Raw genomic sequence first — 21,352 nt, 5'->3', positions numbered from 1 at the left:
TTTTTAAAAAATATAACATAAATCAACATAAATTTAATTCATCTTTACATTAAAAGTACAAACGAATAAGAAAAGCAATTAAACACAGTATCAAACCATTTAAAACAATTGATATAAAAGACAAACGAATAATTAAAAATTACTAGAATTAATTTATTCAAACCAAAGTGTAAAATAACAGTCTTAGATAAATGAATTTATTTAAAGTATTGTGCTTTATCTAAAAATGTATTACGATGGGAATACAAATTTTTATATGTAAAAATATTAATTTTTTGCAAATATTGATATTTTAAAGGAGATTTATATGATTAACAGGGATAATAAAAAGGCAATAACAAAAAAGGGTATGATTTCAAATCGCTTAAACAAATTTTCGATTAGAAAGTATACTGTAGGAACTGCATCGATTTTAGTAGGTACGACATTGATTTTTGGTCTAGGGAACCAAGAAGCTAAAGCTGCTGAAAACACTAGTACAGAAAATGCAAAACAAGATGATGCAACGACTAGTGATAATAAAGAAGTAGTGTCGGAAACTGAAAATAATTCGACAACAGAAAATAATTCAACAAATCCAATTAAGAAAGAAACAAATACTGATTCACAACCAGAAGCTAAAAAAGAATCAACTTCATCAAGTACTCAAAAACAGCAAAATAACGTTACAGCTACAACTGAAACTAAGCCTCAAAACATTGAAAAAGAAAATGTTAAACCTTCAACTGATAAAACTGCGACAGAAGATACATCTGTTATTTTAGAAGAGAAGAAAGCACCAAATAATACAAATAACGATGTAACTACAAAACCATCTACAAGTGAAATTCAAACAAAACCAACTACACCTCAAGAATCTACAAATATTGAAAATTCACAACCGCAACCAACGCCTTCAAAAGTAGACAATCAAGTTACAGATGCAACTAATCCAAAACAAACGGTAAATGTATCAAAAGAAGATCTTAAAAATGATCCTGAAAAATTAAAAGAATTAGTTAGAAGTGAAAATAACACTAATCATTCAACTAAACCAGTTGCTACAGCACCAACAAGTGTTGCACCAAAACGATTAAATGCGAAAATGCGTTTTGCAGTTGCACAACCAGCAGCAGTTGCGTCAAATAATGTAAATGATTTAATTACAGTGACGAAACAGACGATCAAAGTTGGCGATGGTAAAGATAATGTGGCAGCAGCGCATGACGGTAAAGATATTGAATATGATACAGAGTTTACAATTGACAATAAAGTCAAAAAAGGCGATACAATGACGATTAATTATGATAAGAATGTAATTCCTTCGGATTTAACAGATAAAAATGATCCTATCGATATTACTGATCCATCAGGAGAGGTTATTGCCAAAGGAACATTTGATAAAGCGACTAAGCAAATCACATATACATTTACAGATTATGTAGATAAATATGAAGATATAAAAGCACGTTTAACTTTATACTCATATATTGATAAGCAAGCAGTACCTAATGAAACTAGTTTGAATTTAACGTTTGCAACAGCAGGTAAAGAAACTAGCCAAAACGTTTCTGTTGATTATCAAGACCCAATGGTTCATGGTGATTCAAACATTCAATCTATCTTTACAAAGTTAGATGAAAACAAACAAACTATTGAACAACAAATTTATGTTAATCCTTTGAAAAAAACAGCAACTAACACTAAAGTTGATATAGCTGGTAGTCAAGTAGATGATTATGGAAATATTAAACTAGGAAATGGTAGTACCATTATTGACCAAAATACAGAAATAAAAGTTTATAAAGTTAACCCTAATCAACAATTGCCTCAAAGTAATAGAATCTATGATTTTAGTCAATACGAAGATGTAACAAGTCAATTTGATAATAAAAAATCATTTAGTAATAATGTAGCAACATTGGATTTTGGTGATATTAATTCAGCCTATATTATCAAAGTTGTTAGTAAATATACACCTACATCAGATGGCGAACTAGATATTGCTCAAGGTACTAGTATGAGAACAACTGATAAATATGGTTATTATAATTATGCAGGATATTCAAACTTCATCGTAACTTCTAATGACTCTGGCGGTGGTGACGGTACTGTTAAACCTGAAGAAAAGTTATACAAAATTGGTGACTATGTATGGGAAGACGTTGATAAAGACGGTGTCCAAGGTACAGATTCGAAAGAAAAGCCAATGGCAAACGTTTTAGTTACATTAACTTACCCAGACGGTACTACAAAATCAGTAAGAACAGATGCTAACGGTCATTATGAATTCGGTGGTTTGAAAGACGGAGAAACTTATACAGTTAAATTCGAAACGCCAGCTGGATATCTTCCAACAAAAGTAAATGGAACAACTGATGGTGAAAAAGACTCAAATGGTAGTTCTGTAACTGTTAAAATTAATGGTAAAGATGATATGTCTTTAGACACTGGTTTTTATAAAGAACCTAAATATAATCTTGGTGACTATGTATGGGAAGATACAAATAAAGATGGTATCCAAGATGCTAATGAACCTGGTATCAAAGATGTTAAGGTTACATTAAAAGATAGTACTGGAAAAGTTATTGGTACAACTACTACTGATGCCTCGGGTAAATATAAATTTACAGATTTAGATAATGGTAACTATACAGTAGAATTTGAAACACCAGCAGGTTACACGCCAACGGTTAAAAATACTACAGCTGAAGATAAAGATTCTAATGGTTTAACAACAACAGGTGTCATTAAAGATGCAGATAATATGACATTAGACAGTGGTTTCTATAAAACACCAAAATACAGTTTAGGTGATTATGTTTGGTACGACAGTAATAAAGACGGCAAACAAGACTCAACTGAAAAAGGTATTAAAGATGTGACAGTTACATTGCAAAACGAAAAAGGCGAAGTAATTGGAACAACTAAAACAGATGAAAATGGTAAATATCGTTTCGATAATTTAGATAGCGGTAAATACAAAGTTATTTTTGAAAAGCCTGCTGGCTTAACACAAACAGGTACAAATACAACTGAAGATGATAAAGATGCAGATGGTGGCGAAGTTGACGTAACAATTACGGATCATGATGATTTCACACTTGATAACGGATACTTCGAAGAAGATACATCAGATAGCGACTCAGATTCAGATAGCGATTCAGATTCAGATAGCGACTCAGACTCAGACAGCGACTCAGATTCAGACAGCGACTCAGACTCGGATAGCGATTCAGATTCAGACAGTGATTCAGATTCAGACAGCGATTCGGATTCAGACAGCGACTCAGACTCGGATAGCGACTCAGACTCAGATAGCGACTCAGATTCGGATAGCGACTCAGACTCAGACAGCGACTCAGATTCAGACAGCGACTCAGACTCAGATAGCGACTCAGACTCAGACAGCGACTCAGACAGTGATTCAGACTCAGATAGCGATTCAGATTCAGACAGCGACTCAGACTCAGATAGTGACTCAGATTCAGATAGTGACTCAGACTCAGACAGTGATTCAGACTCAGATAGCGACTCAGACTCAGACAGCGACTCAGACTCAGATAGTGACTCAGATTCAGATAGCGATTCGGACTCAGACAGTGATTCAGATTCGGACAGCGACTCAGACTCAGACAGTGATTCAGATTCAGATAGCGACTCAGACTCAGATAGCGACTCAGATTCAGACAGCGATTCAGACTCAGATAGTGACTCAGATTCGGACAGCGATTCAGACTCAGATAGCGACTCAGATTCAGACAGTGATTCAGACTCAGATGCAGGTAAGCACACACCTGTTAAACCAATGAGTACTACTAAAGACCATCACAATAAAGCAAAAGCATTACCAGAAACAGGTAATGAAAATAGCGGCTCAAATAACGCAACGTTATTTGGCGGATTATTCGCAGCATTAGGATCATTATTGTTATTCGGTCGTCGTAAAAAACAAAATAAATAATACAGCTTATACCAGGTCCGTGAGGCCTGGTTTTTTATTTCAAAATTTATGAAATGTATCTTATGTTTGAGATTAAATAGTGCAATTTTTTAAAAAATATAACATAAATCAACATAAATTTAATTCATCTTTACATTAAAAGTACAAACGAATAAGAAAAGCAATTAAACACAGTATCAAACCATTTAAAACAATTGATATAAAAGACAAACGAATAATTAAAAATTACTAGAATTAATTTATTCAAACCAAAGTGTAAAATAACAGTCTTAGATAAATGAATTTATTTAAAGTATTGTGCTTTATCTAAAAATGTATTACGATGGGAATACAAATTTTTATATGTAAAAATATTAATTTTTTGCAAATATTGATATTTTAAAGGAGATTTATATGATTAACAGGGATAATAAAAAGGCAATAACAAAAAAGGGTATGATTTCAAATCGCTTAAACAAATTTTCGATTAGAAAGTATACTGTAGGAACTGCATCGATTTTAGTAGGTACGACATTGATTTTTGGTCTAGGGAACCAAGAAGCTAAAGCTGCTGAAAACACTAGTACAGAAAATGCAAAACAAGATGATGCAACGACTAGTGATAATAAAGAAGTAGTGTCGGAAACTGAAAATAATTCGACAACAGAAAATAATTCAACAAATCCAATTAAGAAAGAAACAAATACTGATTCACAACCAGAAGCTAAAAAAGAATCAACTTCATCAAGTACTCAAAAACAGCAAAATAACGTTACAGCTACAACTGAAACTAAGCCTCAAAACATTGAAAAAGAAAATGTTAAACCTTCAACTGATAAAACTGCGACAGAAGATACATCTGTTATTTTAGAAGAGAAGAAAGCACCAAATAATACAAATAACGATGTAACTACAAAACCATCTACAAGTGAAATTCAAACAAAACCAACTACACCTCAAGAATCTACAAATATTGAAAATTCACAACCGCAACCAACGCCTTCAAAAGTAGACAATCAAGTTACAGATGCAACTAATCCAAAACAAACGGTAAATGTATCAAAAGAAGATCTTAAAAATGATCCTGAAAAATTAAAAGAATTAGTTAGAAGTGAAAATAACACTAATCATTCAACTAAACCAGTTGCTACAGCACCAACAAGTGTTGCACCAAAACGATTAAATGCGAAAATGCGTTTTGCAGTTGCACAACCAGCAGCAGTTGCGTCAAATAATGTAAATGATTTAATTACAGTGACGAAACAGACGATCAAAGTTGGCGATGGTAAAGATAATGTGGCAGCAGCGCATGACGGTAAAGATATTGAATATGATACAGAGTTTACAATTGACAATAAAGTCAAAAAAGGCGATACAATGACGATTAATTATGATAAGAATGTAATTCCTTCGGATTTAACAGATAAAAATGATCCTATCGATATTACTGATCCATCAGGAGAGGTTATTGCCAAAGGAACATTTGATAAAGCGACTAAGCAAATCACATATACATTTACAGATTATGTAGATAAATATGAAGATATAAAAGCACGTTTAACTTTATACTCATATATTGATAAGCAAGCAGTACCTAATGAAACTAGTTTGAATTTAACGTTTGCAACAGCAGGTAAAGAAACTAGCCAAAACGTTTCTGTTGATTATCAAGACCCAATGGTTCATGGTGATTCAAACATTCAATCTATCTTTACAAAGTTAGATGAAAACAAACAAACTATTGAACAACAAATTTATGTTAATCCTTTGAAAAAAACAGCAACTAACACTAAAGTTGATATAGCTGGTAGTCAAGTAGATGATTATGGAAATATTAAACTAGGAAATGGTAGTACCATTATTGACCAAAATACAGAAATAAAAGTTTATAAAGTTAACCCTAATCAACAATTGCCTCAAAGTAATAGAATCTATGATTTTAGTCAATACGAAGATGTAACAAGTCAATTTGATAATAAAAAATCATTTAGTAATAATGTAGCAACATTGGATTTTGGTGATATTAATTCAGCCTATATTATCAAAGTTGTTAGTAAATATACACCTACATCAGATGGCGAACTAGATATTGCTCAAGGTACTAGTATGAGAACAACTGATAAATATGGTTATTATAATTATGCAGGATATTCAAACTTCATCGTAACTTCTAATGACTCTGGCGGTGGTGACGGTACTGTTAAACCTGAAGAAAAGTTATACAAAATTGGTGACTATGTATGGGAAGACGTTGATAAAGACGGTGTCCAAGGTACAGATTCGAAAGAAAAGCCAATGGCAAACGTTTTAGTTACATTAACTTACCCAGACGGTACTACAAAATCAGTAAGAACAGATGCTAACGGTCATTATGAATTCGGTGGTTTGAAAGACGGAGAAACTTATACAGTTAAATTCGAAACGCCAGCTGGATATCTTCCAACAAAAGTAAATGGAACAACTGATGGTGAAAAAGACTCAAATGGTAGTTCTGTAACTGTTAAAATTAATGGTAAAGATGATATGTCTTTAGACACTGGTTTTTATAAAGAACCTAAATATAATCTTGGTGACTATGTATGGGAAGATACAAATAAAGATGGTATCCAAGATGCTAATGAACCTGGTATCAAAGATGTTAAGGTTACATTAAAAGATAGTACTGGAAAAGTTATTGGTACAACTACTACTGATGCCTCGGGTAAATATAAATTTACAGATTTAGATAATGGTAACTATACAGTAGAATTTGAAACACCAGCAGGTTACACGCCAACGGTTAAAAATACTACAGCTGAAGATAAAGATTCTAATGGTTTAACAACAACAGGTGTCATTAAAGATGCAGATAATATGACATTAGACAGTGGTTTCTATAAAACACCAAAATACAGTTTAGGTGATTATGTTTGGTACGACAGTAATAAAGACGGCAAACAAGACTCAACTGAAAAAGGTATTAAAGATGTGACAGTTACATTGCAAAACGAAAAAGGCGAAGTAATTGGAACAACTAAAACAGATGAAAATGGTAAATATCGTTTCGATAATTTAGATAGCGGTAAATACAAAGTTATTTTTGAAAAGCCTGCTGGCTTAACACAAACAGTTACAAATACAACTGAAGATGATAAAGATGCAGATGGTGGCGAAGTTGACGTAACAATTACGGATCATGATGATTTCACACTTGATAACGGATACTTCGAAGAAGATACATCAGACAGTGATTCAGACTCAGATAGCGATTCAGATTCAGATAGTGACTCAGACTCAGATAGCGACTCAGATTCAGACAGTGATTCAGACTCAGATAGTGATTCAGACTCAGATAGCGATTCAGATTCAGACAGTGATTCAGACTCAGATAGTGACTCAGACTCAGACAGCGACTCAGATTCAGATAGCGACTCAGACTCAGATAGCGACTCAGACTCAGACAGTGATTCAGATTCAGACAGCGACTCAGATGCAGGAAAACATACACCTGTTAAACCAATGAGTACTACTAAAGACCATCACAATAAAGCAAAAGCATTACCAGAAACAGGTAGTGAAAATAACGGCTCAAATAACGCAACGTTATTTGGTGGATTATTCGCAGCATTAGGTTCATTATTGTTATTCGGTCGTCGCAAAAAACAAAACAAATAATACAATATGACCCAGGTCCTTGTGGCCTGGTTTTTTTATAATTACACATGCAATAGATGTATTTTTCATATAAAATAAACAATAAAGATACGGAATAAAACTTATATGAGGCGATAATATGAATTACATTTTAGGAACAATTTTAGAAAGTAAAATTACAGGTGTAGAAAAAGCGCAAATAAATAGATTGAAGTTGTTCAAACAACACGGCATATCTTCAAAATGTGTATATGTTAAATGGAATCCTTATTCATACACATATGCGAAGCAACATCAGATTGAAAATGATGTATTTACAATGTATGACTATTTTCAAAAAGCAATCAATTATAAAAAGACAAAGCAAGTTAACTGGATACAGTATTGGGAAAAGTCATGTAGGTACACATTGAAATTTGTGGAAAATTCAAATGATGTCAGAATATATGATGAAGAGCAATTTGTAATGTATGCTCATTTTTTAGATAAACAGTATCATCAATTAAACTATGTGAATTATTTTGATCATAAAAGAAGAAAAGTAAAACGCGAATTGTATGATGGAAGAGGCTTTTTAAGTTGTTCTCGAATTTTAGGTGAAGGACAACGGATTGTACTCGAAAATTACTATACACCTAATGGGGAAATCGTCATCCAAAAATATTTCGACGATATAAAAGGAAAAAACACGCTCACAAAGGTTATCTTAAATGAAGACCAGCAGCAACAATTTTTTGATACAGAAGATGAATTAGTTCAATATTTTCTCCATCAATTATGTAAAAATAATGATCAAATCATATTAGATCGTCCTCATGAATTAGGAAATGTTATAGCGGGATTAAATCAAAGTATTCCAGTTGTTGTTGTGCTCCATAGTACACATTTATCCGGTACCGGTAATGGTATAAAAAGTTTTTATAAAACAGTATTTAATAATTTAACACGTTATAAAGCGATTGTTGTATCAACAGAAAAGCAATGCCAAGATATTTCACAATATATTGAAAATAAAATACCAGTTATCAATATTCCGGTTGGCTACGTGGCAAATTTAAAGTATCAATTTGACATCAATCAAAAGGAGAAAAATCATATCATATCAATTGCTCGCCTCGTTGAAAATAAACAAATTAAACATCAAGTTGAAGTGATCAAGCAATTAGTAACAAAACATCCCAATATTCAATTGAATATTTATGGACATGGAAATGGTTTGTCAGAATATCGACAACTTGTAGAAGATTATCATTTATCGGAACATGTTAAATTTCATGGTTTTAAGACGCATATTAATGAAGAGATTGCTAAAGCAGAACTGATGTTATCGACAAGTAAAATGGAAGGTTTTGGCTTAGCAATTTTAGAGTCGCTTTCAGTAGGTACACCAGTGATCAGTTATGATGTAGATTATGGTCCATCAGAACTGATTCAAGATGGATTTAATGGCTATTTAGTACCTCAAGGTGACATCAATCAAATGGTTGAAAAGGTCGACCAATTACTAAATAATACTCAAAAATTGCAACAGTTTTCAATTAATAGCATAGAATCTGCACAACAGTACAATGCAACTACTATCAGTACAAAGTGGCAAAATATTTTAAACTAAGTCAAAAGAAAAAAGCATTTTCCTAGAATCATCTATTTAACAAACCTCGTTCATACGAACTTACATGTTTAGTTAAATGACATAGGAAAACGCTTTTTTTTATAAAAATAAAGGTGAAGTACATTTATATAAGACGAACAAATTGGTCCCATTGTTTAATTAACGACGCTTTACTATATTGTTGCGCTTTTGCCAAACTACCTTTTGACAGTCGTTGTTGTACTTCAGGATGATCAATCACATATTTTACTTTATCAAATAGGGCATCTTCATCATTTTTAGTAATTAAATAACCATTGAAATCAGGCGTAATTAATTCGTTAGGTCCATATTTAATATCATAACTAATAACTGGAACACCATGTGCTAAAGATTCAAGTAGCGCTAAAGAGAAACCTTCCATGTTACTTGTTATTAAACTCAAATAGGCATCGCTATATTCTTGGTCTAGATTGCTTAAAAAGCCGCGTAAGTAAACATGATTTTCCAATCCATATTTTTGTATCAATTCATTTAATTTTTTACTTTCAGAACCAAAACCATACATATGAAGCTCTATTTTTGGGACATACGATACTAAGCGTTTAATTAATTCAATTTGTTGATGTAATTGTTTTTCAGGTGAATAACGAGCAACGGAAATTAATTTAACACTGCGCTGATCTAATGTTTGGACTGGTGTATCAATTGTTTCACTATAGCCGACAGGAATATTAACAACTGGAATAGTATGGTTAATACGTTTTTCAACATCTAATTTTTGCTGCTCAGTAGAAACGATAATTGCACGATATCGAGATAAATTTTCAAACATCGCTTTATATACATTTTTAAATGGCGATGAATCTAATGCATCAATATTTTTAATGTGTGTACTGTGAAGCACAGCTACTACTGGGATTGACTCAGGCGTTAAGTTGAAAATAGGTGCTGTGTACACATTACGATCACTGAAAAATAAATCCCCATGTTGATATAGTTGTTTAATGAAAAATGCGCCTAATTCCGTTTCATTATTAAAGAAATATTGTTTGTTAGCATAGTAAACAATAATTTTTTGTACTTCTGGTTTGCCATCCTTGTAAGAAAAATACTTTTCTAATTTTGTGTCACCTTCTGGATTATAGAAAAATTCACATAATGTTTGTTGTTTATCAACAAGAATCCTACTACAACTTAAAAAGCCACGCACATCATAAAAATCACGTTTTACTTTTCGTCTTTGACTATCAAAATGATTCACATAATCTAATATACGATATTTAGGATCTTGAAAATGGGCATACATTAAGAAACGCTCTTGATCATATATTCTAAAGTCATGACTATTTTCAACATGTTTTAAAGTATAATGACATTCATCAGTCCAATACGACAACCAGTCAAATGGTTCATTGCGTTCTAAATATGTTGCTTCTTGGAAGAAATCATACATATTAATATAGTCAGAACTAGTAATATAATTTTGGGCATTTCTATATAAATATCTATTCCATGACAGAAATACACATTGCGCTGGTCTTCCCATTTCTTTAAATAAATTTAAACGATTAATAATTGCTTTCTCTATCCCAGTTAAATTAACACCTAAACTATTACCTACAAAATAATTCATTTACAACACCACTTATATCTATTTTTTATAATTATATCACATAATATTTAATTACTTCTTTTAACTGGAAGATGTGTTTATTTATAAAACAACAAATTTTGATATTTATAATGATAGTAGTTATTCAATCAACTACGACCAATATATCATTGTAGAGCTTAGGATATTGATTTATGACTCAAGCACATCAAATGAGAAGATTTATAAAAGAGATATACAACTCTAGAAGGTATAATAAAAACGCGCAACTAATGTTACGCGTTTGAATTAATCATATGATATTATTTGCGATACTTTAATTTAGCGAAAGCATCATGTTGATGGATAGACTCTTCATTACGACATTCGATATCGAAACCGTCTAACCAATCAAATTCAACTAAGTCCGCGGCAATTAAACGAATTAAGTCTTCGACAAAACGTGGATTTTCATATGCACGCTCTGTCACACGTTTTTCATCAGGACGTTTTAAAATAGGGTATAGAATTGAACTTGCATTAGCTTCCATTGCATCTAAAATTTTATTTTTATAGTCATCAACTATGTCTTGATCTTTATTAATATATGTTTTAACAGTGACAACACCACGTTGGTTGTGCGCTGAATACTCACTTATTTCTTTTGAACAAGGGCATAGCGTTGTGACAGTTGCTTCAATAGTAAGTTCTTTACGTGTAACTTTATCACCGTCAATTGCTAATCCATAAGTGACATCGGCATTGCCAACTGCTTTAATATTTGTGGTTGGACTATAGCGATCAAAGAACCATTTCCCAGAAACATCAACGCCTGCCGCATTTTGTTTCATATTCGTTTGTAAAGTGCGTAACACCTGATAAAGTGTATTAAATTCAAGTTCAATACCATTATCATAGTGCTTTTCAACACTTTCAATTATACGGCTCATATTAATACCTTTTTCGTCTTTTGTTAAACTTGTTGAAAAACTAAATGTGCCAGCTGTTTGATACTGGTCAACAAGTACAGGGTACACTAAGTTTTTAATACCAACTTCTTCTATTTCAAATAAAAAATCTTTATGTGTACTTTGTAAATCTGTCATTTCGTTCTTAGTAGTAGGTTTCGTGCCTTCAATAGGATCTACGGAACCAAAGTGTTTCCAACGACCTTCTCGTGTCGATAAATCAAATTCAGTCATTTTTTTCCTCCGTTAAGATTTAAAGTGATATGTCCAATATGGTTCGACTGTTAAAAAGCTGTGTTGTTTACCATCGATTTCAGGACTTGCTAATTGTTTTAAAAATGGACCTGTTTGAGAAGCATGTGCTTCAAATGCCTTAATTTTAAGTTCTTTAAAATCTGTAATATCATTTTGAATATCAGGTTCTCCAAGAGCTTCGGTTGCATCATTACTGAACGCAACTAAAGTTAAACGAGGGCGTTCTTCTTTAGGCATGCGTTCAACCGTTCGAATTACAGCGTCTGCTGTTGCTTCGTGATCAGGATGTACTGCATATCCAGGATAAAATGAAATAATCAATGATGGATTTGTATCATCGATTAAAGATTTAATCATACCATCTATATGTTCATAGGGTTCAAATTCGACAGTTTTGTCACGTAAACCCATTTTTCTTAAATCAGTAATACCGATAACTTTACAAGCTTCTTCTAGTTCACGATCACGAATACTTGGTAATGATTCGCGTGTTGCAAATGGGGGATTACCTAAATTTCTGCCCATTTGTCCTAGGGTTAAACATGCATATGTTACAGGTATGCCTTTTTGGATATAATTTGCTAATGTGCCTGCAGATGAGAAGGTTTCATCATCAGGATGTGGAAATATTACTAATACATGTCTTTCGTCAGTCATGTTGATGCCTCCTCTATAAATTAAATGGTCGCTCACTAATTTGAAGTGCTGCAGCGAGTTGACCTTCGTAATTAAAACCTGCAATTAAAAATTCATCATGCTCATTGACCTCAAAATGCGTTAGACCTTGTACATAAACCCAACCACCATTTGATAGTTTAAGACCAATGCGATAAGGTTCTTTATTACCACCTTTTAGTTGTGCATGCGTATATGTTATTTGTATGTTTCTTAAAAAAGTACCAGCATTAAAAACACGTTGATCGAAATGGTTCGCATAGGCCCCATTTGTCGTTTCAACATGCAGATACACAGGTTTATGTTCAAAAGAAGCAAGTAAATCTATAACTTCTTGTTCTTTAATTGGTTCCAACACGTTCACTCCTTACACTATCAATGTGTTTATCTTTCTATTTTACTAAAAACTATTCGATAATTGTATACGATTGCTCAATTATTTATAAATTAATTTTCATGAAGGGTAATTACTCAGGATTACGTAATCATACAGCATTAGTTTTTTACTTTTAAAAATCAAAAATTTGTTGGAATTTGAAAAGTGTTAAACATTAAAAATGATGCTATATTAATGGTGTATGAATGAATTCATAAGTTTTTAAAATGTATTAAATTTGTGGAGGCATGTAAACAATGAAAGTATTAAACTTAGGATCGAAAAAACAAGCATCATTCTATGTTGCATGTGAGTTATATAAAGAGATGGCATTTAATCAGCACTGTAAACTAGGTTTAGCAACTGGTGGTACAATGACAGATTTGTATGAACAACTTGTTAAGTTATTAAATAAAAATCAGTTAAACGTAGACAATGTATCCACGTTTAATTTAGACGAATATGTAGGTTTAACCGCATCACATCCGCAAAGTTATCACTATTATATGGATGACATGCTTTTCAAACAATATCCTTATTTTAATAGAAAGAACATTCATATTCCAAATGGAGATGCCGATGATATGAATGCGGAAGCGTCAAAATATAATGACGTTTTAGAACAACAAGGTCAACGTGATATTCAAATTTTAGGTATTGGTGAAAATGGTCATATTGGATTTAATGAACCTGGTACGCCGTTTGATAGCGTTACTCATATCGTTGATTTGACTGAAAGTACTATTAAGGCTAATAGTCGATATTTTAAAAACGAAGATGATGTTCCAAAGCAAGCCATTTCGATGGGACTTGCTAATATTCTTCAAGCCAAACGTATCATTTTACTCGCATTTGGTGAAAAGAAACGTGCTGCTATTACACATTTATTAAATCAGGAAATTTCTGTTGATGTTCCAGCCACATTACTTCACAAACACCCGAATGTTGAGATATATTTAGACGACGAAGCTTGCCCGAAAAATGTTGCGAAAATTCATGTCGATGAAATGGATTGATTGCAATGTTTAATTAAGAAATGCCTCGGGAAAGGTTCCAATAGAAAGATAAAAAGCATTGGAAGGATGATTTTTAGTGGAATTACAATTAGCAATTGATTTATTAAACAAAGAAGACGCGGCTGAGTTAGCAAATAAAGTAAAAGATTATGTAGATATCGTAGAAATCGGTACGCCAATCATTTACAACGAAGGTTTACCAGCAGTTAAACATATGGCAGACAACATTAGTAATGTAAAAGTATTAGCAGACATGAAAATTATGGATGCAGCTGATTATGAAGTTAGCCAAGCAATTAAATTTGGCGCGGATGTAATTACAATACTAGGTGTTGCAGAAGATGCATCAATTAAAGCAGCTATTGAAGAAGCTCATAAAAATAATAAACAATTACTAGTTGATATGATTGCTGTTCAAGATTTAGAAAAACGTGCAAAAGAACTAGATGAAATGGGTGCTGATTATATTGCAGTACACACTGGTTATGATTTACAAGCAGAAGGGCAATCACCATTAGAAAGTTTAAGAACCGTTAAATCTGTTATTAAAAATTCTAAAGTTGCAGTAGCAGGTGGAATTAAACCAGATACAATTAAAGATATTGTCGCTGAAAGTCCTGATCTTGTTATTGTTGGTGGCGGAATCGCAAATGCAGATGATCCAGTAGAAGCTGCAAAACAATGTCGCGCTGCAATCGAAGGTAAGTAATATGGCTAAATTTAGTGACTATCAATTAATTCTAGATGAATTAAAGATGACTTTGTCACATGTTGAAGCGGATGAGTTTTCAACTTTTGCATCCAAAATACTACATGCTGAACATATATTTGTAGCTGGCAAAGGACGTTCAGGATTCGTGGCGAATAGTTTTGCAATGCGCTTAAATCAGCTCGGCAAACAGGCACATGTTGTTGGAGAATCAACGACACCTGCGATTAAGTCGAATGATGTATTTGTAATTATCTCTGGTTCAGGTTCCACGGAACATTTAAGATTATTAGCAGACAAAGCAAAATCAGTAGGTGCTGACATCGTATTAATTACTACAAATAAAGATTCTGCAATAGGCAATCTAGCTGGGACGAACATCGTTTTGCCTGCAGGTACAAAATATGATGAACAAGGCTCGGCACAACCATTAGGAAGTTTGTTTGAACAAGCATCTCAATTATTTTTAGATAGTGTTGTAATGGGATTGATGACTGAAATGAATGTTACGGAACAAACGATGCAACAAAATCATGCTAATTTAGAATAAAATAAAGATAGTCGATAATATGATGCCTAGGCAGAAATATTATCGATTATTTTTTTATTTAAATAATAAATTATAGTATAATATCAATAATAAACGAATAGGGGTGTTAATATTGAAGTTTGACAATTATATTTTTGATTTTGATGGTACGTTGGCAGACACGAAAAAATGTGGTGAAGTAGCAACACAAAGTGCATTTAAAGCATGTGGCTTAACGGAACCATCATCTAAAGAAATAACGCATTATATGGGAATACCTATTGAAGAATCATTTTTAAAATTAGCAGACCGACCATTAGATGAAGCAGCATTAGCAAAGTTAATCGATACATTTAGACATACATATCAATCTATTGAAAAGGACTATATTTATGAATTTGCGGGTATAACTGAAGCCATTACAAGTTTGTATAACCAAGGGAAAAAACTTTTCGTGGTGTCTAGTAAGAAGAGTGATGTATTAGAAAGAAATTTATCGGCTATTGGATTAAATCACTTGATTACCGAAGCTGTTGGATCCGATCAAGTAAGTGCATATAAACCAAATCCTGAAGGCATACACACAATTGTGCAACGCTACAATTTAAATAGCCAACAAACGGTGTATATTGGTGATTCAACGTTTGATGTTGAGATGGCACAACGTGCTGGTATGCAATCTGCAGCTGTCACTTGGGGTGCACATGATGCAAGGTCATTACTTCATTCAAATCCGGATTTTATTATTAATGATCCATCAGAAATTAATACCGTATTATAAAACTTGTTAAAACAGAGAATACCATGGTTAAAATGCATATTCATAAATATTAGATTATACTTAGAAATATTTCGCTTTAGATTAGGAATTTAAAATAAATATTTATTAAACATTATGAATTTTTAAAGAGTAATGTCTGACTCGTTGATAATTTATTTTTGTAAAAATAAATTAAAGTAATGACAAAGTTATTGAAGTAAATTGAGTATAAACATTTAAATACGATGTCGAAAATGGCGATAGCATATCACTTACATGAAGTTGTGTGCTATCGCTATTTTTAGTTATAATTCCAAAAAGTTAATCGTTCGATGATTTAAGAATTATTATTGTTTAATTCAAATGTATGAGGGTATAAAATCATTGAATTTAATTCGATAAAGCGAAATTTTTGAACAAACATACTTTTGTATTTATATAAAAGTTTAAATTCTTATAAATTTGACAAAACTAATTAACTCCGTATAATTATGAAACATACAAGAGGGAGTGTATGAATTCATGGATTTTAATAAAGAGAATATTAACATGGTGGATGCAAAGAAAGCTAAAAAAACCGTTGTTGCAACCGGTATCGGTAATGCAATGGAATGGTTCGATTTTGGTGTCTATGCATATACAACTGCGTACATTGGAGCGAACTTCTTCTCTCCAGTAGAGAATGCAGACATTCGACAAATGTTGACTTTCGCAGCATTAGCCATTGCGTTTTTATTAAGACCAATTGGTGGTGTCGTATTTGGTATTATTGGTGACAAATATGGACGTAAAGTTGTATTAACATCTACAATTATTTTAATGGCATTTTCAACATTAACCATTGGATTATTGCCAAGCTATGATCAAATTGGACTTTGGGCACCAATACTATTATTGCTTGCAAGAGTACTACAAGGGTTTTCAACAGGTGGAGAGTATGCGGGGGCAATGACATATGTTGCCGAATCATCTCCAGATAAGCGTCGTAACTCATTAGGTAGTGGACTAGAAATTGGGACATTATCAGGTTACATAGCTGCTTCAATTATGATTGCTGTATTAACATTCTTTTTAACAGATGAACAAATGGCATCATTTGGTTGGAGAATCCCATTCTTACTCGGTTTATTCCTAGGATTATTCGGCTTATATTTACGTCGTAAGCTGGAAGAATCACCAGTTTTCGAAAATGATGTTGCAACACAACCAGAAAGAGATAACATTAACTTTTTACAAATCATCAGATTTTATTACAAAGATATATTTGTATGTTTTGTAGCTGTTGTATTCTTCAATGTTACAAACTATATGGTAACTGCATATTTACCAACCTATTTAGAACAAGTTATTAAATTAGATGCAACGACAACAAGTGTATTAATTACTTGTGTCATGGCAATAATGATTCCATTAGCATTAATGTTTGGTAAGTTAGCGGATAAAATAGGTGAAAAGAAAGTATTTCTAATTGGTACTGGTGGGCTAACATTATTCAGTATCATCGCATTTATGTTATTACATTCACAATCATTTGTTGTAATAGTAATCGGTATATTTATATTAGGATTTTTCTTATCAACTTACGAAGCGACAATGCCAGGGTCGTTACCAACGATGTTTTACAGTCATATAAGATATCGAACTTTATCAGTAACATTTAATATCTCTGTTTCGATATTTGGTGGTACGACGCCATTAGTTGCAACATGGTTAGTTACGAAAACTGGAGATCCATTAGCACCTGCGTATTATTTAACAGCAATCAGTGTTATTGGCTTTTTAGTTATTACATTCTTACATTTAAGTACAGCAGGAAAATCTCTAAAAGGTTCGTATCCAAATGTAGATAACGAGCAAGATAGAGCTTATTATGCAGAACATCCAAAAGAAGCATTATGGTGGGTTAAAGAACGTAAGAATTAGAGATTTTAATAAAAAGTATAAATCAATCGTATATAAGCACTTTAAAGCTAGTAGGTTCTGCTAACTTTAAAGTGCTTTTTAAATTGAGAACTGTAATTAGCCGTAATAAAGTTTTTGTATATACATAAACCCCCACTGCAATGATTATCGCAATGGGGGAAAGAGGGGACTTAAAGCATATGTTTAGCTTTGAATACTTAAAATTCTCTTGCTATTGAAATGTTAGGATGTAAATATGTCTTAGAGTATTTTGTCCAACGCAATTAATATTGAGACTCTAACCTTCAATATTATTATAGAGAACACAAACTTAAATAGATTGGGTGACTTATTTGTGTCAGTTATTGCGATTGCGATAACTTCTTTTCTCTATATACATATAGTAACGTCTTATCTAATAAAAAACATGGTACTACAGTATCAAATTTATCTAGGGCTTAAGTTTGATTTTTATAATAGGCAGGTTTACCTGATAAAAATACTTATTCATTATATAATGTTAACAATATGTATTTTAAAGTTTACATTGAGTGAGGGATATTGATGAACGTAATTTTAGAACAGTTGAAAACACATACTCAAAATAAACCTAATGACATAGCATTACATATCGATGATGAAACAATTACATATAGTCAACTAAATGCCCGCATCACTAGCGCAGTTGAATCTTTGCAGAAATATTCACTTAACCCTGTCGTTGCTATTAATATGAAATCACCGGTGCAAAGTATTATTTGTTATTTAGCTTTGCATCGTTTACATAAAGTGCCTATGATGATGGAAGGTAAATGGCAAAGTACTATACATCGTCAATTGATTGAAAAATATGGTATTAAAGATGTAATTGGAGATACAGGTCTCATGCAGAATATAGACTCACCGATGTTTATTGATTCAACGCAATTACAGCACTACCCCAATTTATTACATATTGGTTTTACTTCAGGGACAACTGGACTGCCAAAAGCATATTATCGTGATGAAGATTCATGGTTGGCTTCTTTTGAAGTTAATGAAATGTTGATGTTAAAAAATGAAAATGCAATAGCAGCCCCTGGACCACTATCGCACTCGTTAACATTATATGCGTTATTGTTTGCTTTAAGTTCCGGTCGTACTTTTATAGGACAGACCACTTTTCATCCTGAAAAGTTACTTAATCAATGTCATAAAATATCATCATACAAAGTTGCTATGTTTCTTGTTCCAACGATGATTAAATCATTATTGTTAGTTTACAACAATGAACATACAATCCAATCATTTTTTAGCAGTGAAGATAAGCTGCATTCTTCTATTTTTAAAAAGATAAAAAATCAAGCAAATGACATAAATTTGATTGAATTTTTTGGTACATCGGAAACCAGTTTTATCAGCTATAACTTGAATCAGCAAGCACCAGTTGAATCAGTAGGTGTGCTATTTCCAAATGTGGAATTGAAAACAACGAATCACGATCACAATGGTATAGGAACTATTTGTATAAAAAGTAATATGATGTTTAGTGGCTATGTAAGTGAACAATGTATAAATAATGATGAATGGTTTGTTACTAATGATAATGGCTATGTAAAAGAGCAGTATTTATATTTAACGGGACGTCAACAGGATATGTTAATTATTGGTGGTCAAAATATATATCCAGCACATGTTGAACGCCTTTTAACGCAATCTTCGAGCATTGATGAAGCAATTATCATCGGTATTCCAAATGAGCGTTTTGGTCAAATAGGCGTATTGCTTTATTCTGGTGATGTGACACTTACACATAAAAATGTAAAACAATTTTTAAAAAAGAAAGTGAAACGCTATGAAATTCCATCGATGATTCATCATGTAGAAAAGATGTATTACACTGCAAGTGGTAAAATTGCTAGAGAAAAAATGATGTCGATGTATTTGAGAGGTGAATTATAATATGAATCAAGCAGTCATAGTTGCAGCTAAACGAACTGCATTTGGGAAATATGGTGGCACTTTAAAACATTTAGAGCCAGAACAATTGCTTAAACCTTTATTCCAACATTTTAAAGAGAAGTATCCAGAGGTAATATCTAAAATAGATGATGTAGTTTTAGGTAATGTTGTTGGGAATGGTGGCAATATTGCAAGAAAAGCATTGCTTGAAGCGGGGCTTAAAGATTCAATACCTGGCGTCACAATCGATCGGCAATGTGGGTCTGGACTTGAAAGTGTTCAATATGCATGTCGCATGATCCAAGCCGGAGCTGGCAAGGTATATATTGCAGGTGGTGTTGAAAGTACAAGTCGAGCACCTTGGAAAATCAAACGACCGCATTCTGTGTACGAAACAGCATTACCTGAGTTTTATGAGCGTGCATCATTTGCACCTGAAATGAGCGACCCATCAATGATTCAAGGTGCTGAAAATGTGGCCAAGATGTATGATGTTTCAAGAGAATTACAAGATGAATTTGCTTATCGAAGTCATCAATTGACAGCGGAAAATGTAAAGAATGGAAATATTTCTCAGGAAATATTACCTATAACCGTTAAAGGAGAAATATTCAACACTGATGAAAGTCTAAAATCACATATTCCGAAAGATAACTTTGGCCGATTTAAGCCCGTGATCAAAGGTGGGACCGTTACCGCTGCGAATAGTTGTATGAAAAATGATGGTGCAGTTTTATTGCTTATTATGGAAAAAGATATGGCATACGAATTAGGTTTCGAGCATGGTTTATTATTTAAAGATGGTGTTACGGTAGGTGTTGATTCTAATTTTCCTGGCATTGGTCCAGTACCAGCCATTTCCAACTTACTAAAAAGAAATCAATTAACGATAGAAAATATTGAAGTCATTGAAATTAACGAAGCGTTCAGTGCACAGGTAGTTGCCTGCCAACAAGCTTTAAATATTTCAAATACGCAATTAAATATATGGGGTGGTGCATTAGCATCAGGTCATCCATACGGTGCAAGCGGTGCCCAATTAGTGACTCGATTATTTTATATGTTTGACAAAGAGACTATGATTGCATCTATGGGGATAGGGGGAGGTCTAGGAAATGCAGCATTATTTACTCGATTCTAACCAGCGATTAAATGTGTCATTTTCTAAGGATAGTGTGGCTGCATATTATCAGTGTTTTAACCAACCTTATAGAAAAGAAGTACCACCATTAATGTGTGCGTCATTATGGCCAAAATTTGATTTATTTAAAAAATATGCAAATAGCGAACTGATTTTAACAAAATCAGCAATTAATCAAACTCAAAAGATAGAAGTAGACACAATATATGTAGGGCATTTAGAAGATATTGAATGCCGACAGACTCGCAATATCACACGTTATACAATGGCTTTAACATTAACTAAAAATGATCAACATGTCATAACGGTTACACAAACTTTTATTAAGGCGATGAAGTAG

Annotated in this window: 15 protein-coding genes; 11 read left to right on the top strand and 4 right to left on the bottom strand. The window is 32.7% G+C overall.

The window, feature by feature from the left end; translation table 11 throughout:
- The first annotated feature begins 307 nt into the window (after nucleotides 1-307).
- The 3 genes from sdrE to sdgA all read left to right on the top strand — a co-directional run bounded on the left by sdrE (nucleotide 308) and on the right by sdgA (nucleotide 9,167).
- Nucleotides 308-3,943, top strand: a complete 3,636-nt coding sequence (sdrE, locus tag IDG63_RS05775) for an MSCRAMM family adhesin SdrE (protein WP_206176383.1) — start codon at nucleotides 308-310, stop codon at nucleotides 3,941-3,943.
- A gap of 393 nt (nucleotides 3,944-4,336) precedes the next feature.
- Complete coding sequence (locus tag IDG63_RS05770) at nucleotides 4,337-7,576, top strand: MSCRAMM family adhesin SdrE (protein WP_000610299.1); 3,240 nt, start codon at nucleotides 4,337-4,339, stop codon at nucleotides 7,574-7,576.
- A 118-nt stretch (nucleotides 7,577-7,694) separates the two neighbouring features.
- Nucleotides 7,695-9,167 (top strand): serine-aspartate repeat adhesin O-glycosyltransferase SdgA, encoded by a 1,473-nt coding sequence (sdgA, locus tag IDG63_RS05765; protein ID WP_001106739.1) that lies wholly within the window; start codon nucleotides 7,695-7,697, stop codon nucleotides 9,165-9,167.
- A 124-nt stretch (nucleotides 9,168-9,291) separates the two neighbouring features.
- Here the strand turns inward: sdgA and sdgB are convergent, their stop codons facing one another.
- The 4 genes from sdgB to IDG63_RS05745 all read right to left on the bottom strand — a co-directional run bounded on the left by sdgB (nucleotide 9,292) and on the right by IDG63_RS05745 (nucleotide 12,996).
- Nucleotides 9,292-10,782, bottom strand: a complete 1,491-nt coding sequence (gene sdgB / locus IDG63_RS05760) for a serine-aspartate repeat adhesin O-glycosyltransferase SdgB (RefSeq protein ID WP_001106110.1) — start codon at nucleotides 10,780-10,782, stop codon at nucleotides 9,292-9,294.
- A 281-nt stretch (nucleotides 10,783-11,063) separates the two neighbouring features.
- Nucleotides 11,064-11,942, bottom strand: coding sequence for a GTP cyclohydrolase FolE2 (gene folE2, locus IDG63_RS05755; protein WP_000134232.1), 879 nt, complete (start codon nucleotides 11,940-11,942; stop codon nucleotides 11,064-11,066).
- 12 nt (nucleotides 11,943-11,954) lie between these two features.
- On the bottom strand, nucleotides 11,955-12,620 hold the full coding sequence (bshB2, locus tag IDG63_RS05750; protein ID WP_000129062.1) for a bacillithiol biosynthesis deacetylase BshB2: 666 nt from the start codon (nucleotides 12,618-12,620) through the stop codon (nucleotides 11,955-11,957).
- Between the two features lie 13 nt (nucleotides 12,621-12,633).
- The gene (locus IDG63_RS05745) at nucleotides 12,634-12,996 is read right to left on the bottom strand and encodes a YojF family protein (protein WP_001547756.1); all 363 of its coding nucleotides are present in this window, start codon (nucleotides 12,994-12,996) and stop codon (nucleotides 12,634-12,636) included.
- Nucleotides 12,997-13,271: 275 nt separating this feature from the next.
- On the opposite strand from IDG63_RS05745, the gene nagB reads away from it, so the two are divergent.
- The 8 genes from nagB to IDG63_RS05705 all read left to right on the top strand — a co-directional run bounded on the left by nagB (nucleotide 13,272) and on the right by IDG63_RS05705 (nucleotide 21,352).
- Nucleotides 13,272-14,030: a glucosamine-6-phosphate deaminase gene (gene nagB / locus IDG63_RS05740; protein ID WP_000866415.1), complete on the top strand. Its 759-nt coding sequence runs from the start codon at nucleotides 13,272-13,274 to the stop codon at nucleotides 14,028-14,030.
- A gap of 76 nt (nucleotides 14,031-14,106) precedes the next feature.
- Complete coding sequence (gene hxlA / locus IDG63_RS05735; protein WP_000422861.1) at nucleotides 14,107-14,739, top strand: 3-hexulose-6-phosphate synthase; 633 nt, start codon at nucleotides 14,107-14,109, stop codon at nucleotides 14,737-14,739.
- 1 nt (nucleotide 14,740) lies between these two features.
- On the top strand, nucleotides 14,741-15,289 hold the full coding sequence (gene hxlB, locus IDG63_RS05730) for a 6-phospho-3-hexuloisomerase (RefSeq protein WP_001051594.1): 549 nt from the start codon (nucleotides 14,741-14,743) through the stop codon (nucleotides 15,287-15,289).
- Between the two features lie 112 nt (nucleotides 15,290-15,401).
- A complete protein-coding gene (locus tag IDG63_RS05725) occupies nucleotides 15,402-16,049 on the top strand; it encodes an HAD family hydrolase (RefSeq protein WP_000667097.1) in 648 nt (215 codons plus the stop codon).
- A gap of 501 nt (nucleotides 16,050-16,550) precedes the next feature.
- Nucleotides 16,551-17,951, top strand: coding sequence for an MFS transporter (locus IDG63_RS05720; RefSeq protein WP_000347061.1), 1,401 nt, complete (start codon nucleotides 16,551-16,553; stop codon nucleotides 17,949-17,951).
- 543 nt (nucleotides 17,952-18,494) lie between these two features.
- Complete coding sequence (locus IDG63_RS05715; RefSeq protein WP_001100833.1) at nucleotides 18,495-19,871, top strand: long-chain fatty acid--CoA ligase; 1,377 nt, start codon at nucleotides 18,495-18,497, stop codon at nucleotides 19,869-19,871.
- Nucleotide 19,872: 1 nt separating this feature from the next.
- Nucleotides 19,873-21,012: a thiolase family protein gene (locus IDG63_RS05710; RefSeq protein WP_001070676.1), complete on the top strand. Its 1,140-nt coding sequence runs from the start codon at nucleotides 19,873-19,875 to the stop codon at nucleotides 21,010-21,012.
- Nucleotides 20,987-21,352, top strand: coding sequence for a protein VraC (locus IDG63_RS05705; RefSeq protein WP_001165058.1), 366 nt, complete (start codon nucleotides 20,987-20,989; stop codon nucleotides 21,350-21,352). Before IDG63_RS05710 ends, IDG63_RS05705 begins: the two co-directional genes overlap by 26 nt.

Source organism: Staphylococcus sp. EG-SA-14 (assembly GCF_017151935.1).
GTDB classification, from domain to species: Bacteria; Bacillota; Bacilli; order Staphylococcales; family Staphylococcaceae; genus Staphylococcus; species Staphylococcus aureus.
This window is presented reverse-complemented; position numbering and strand designations above follow the sequence as displayed.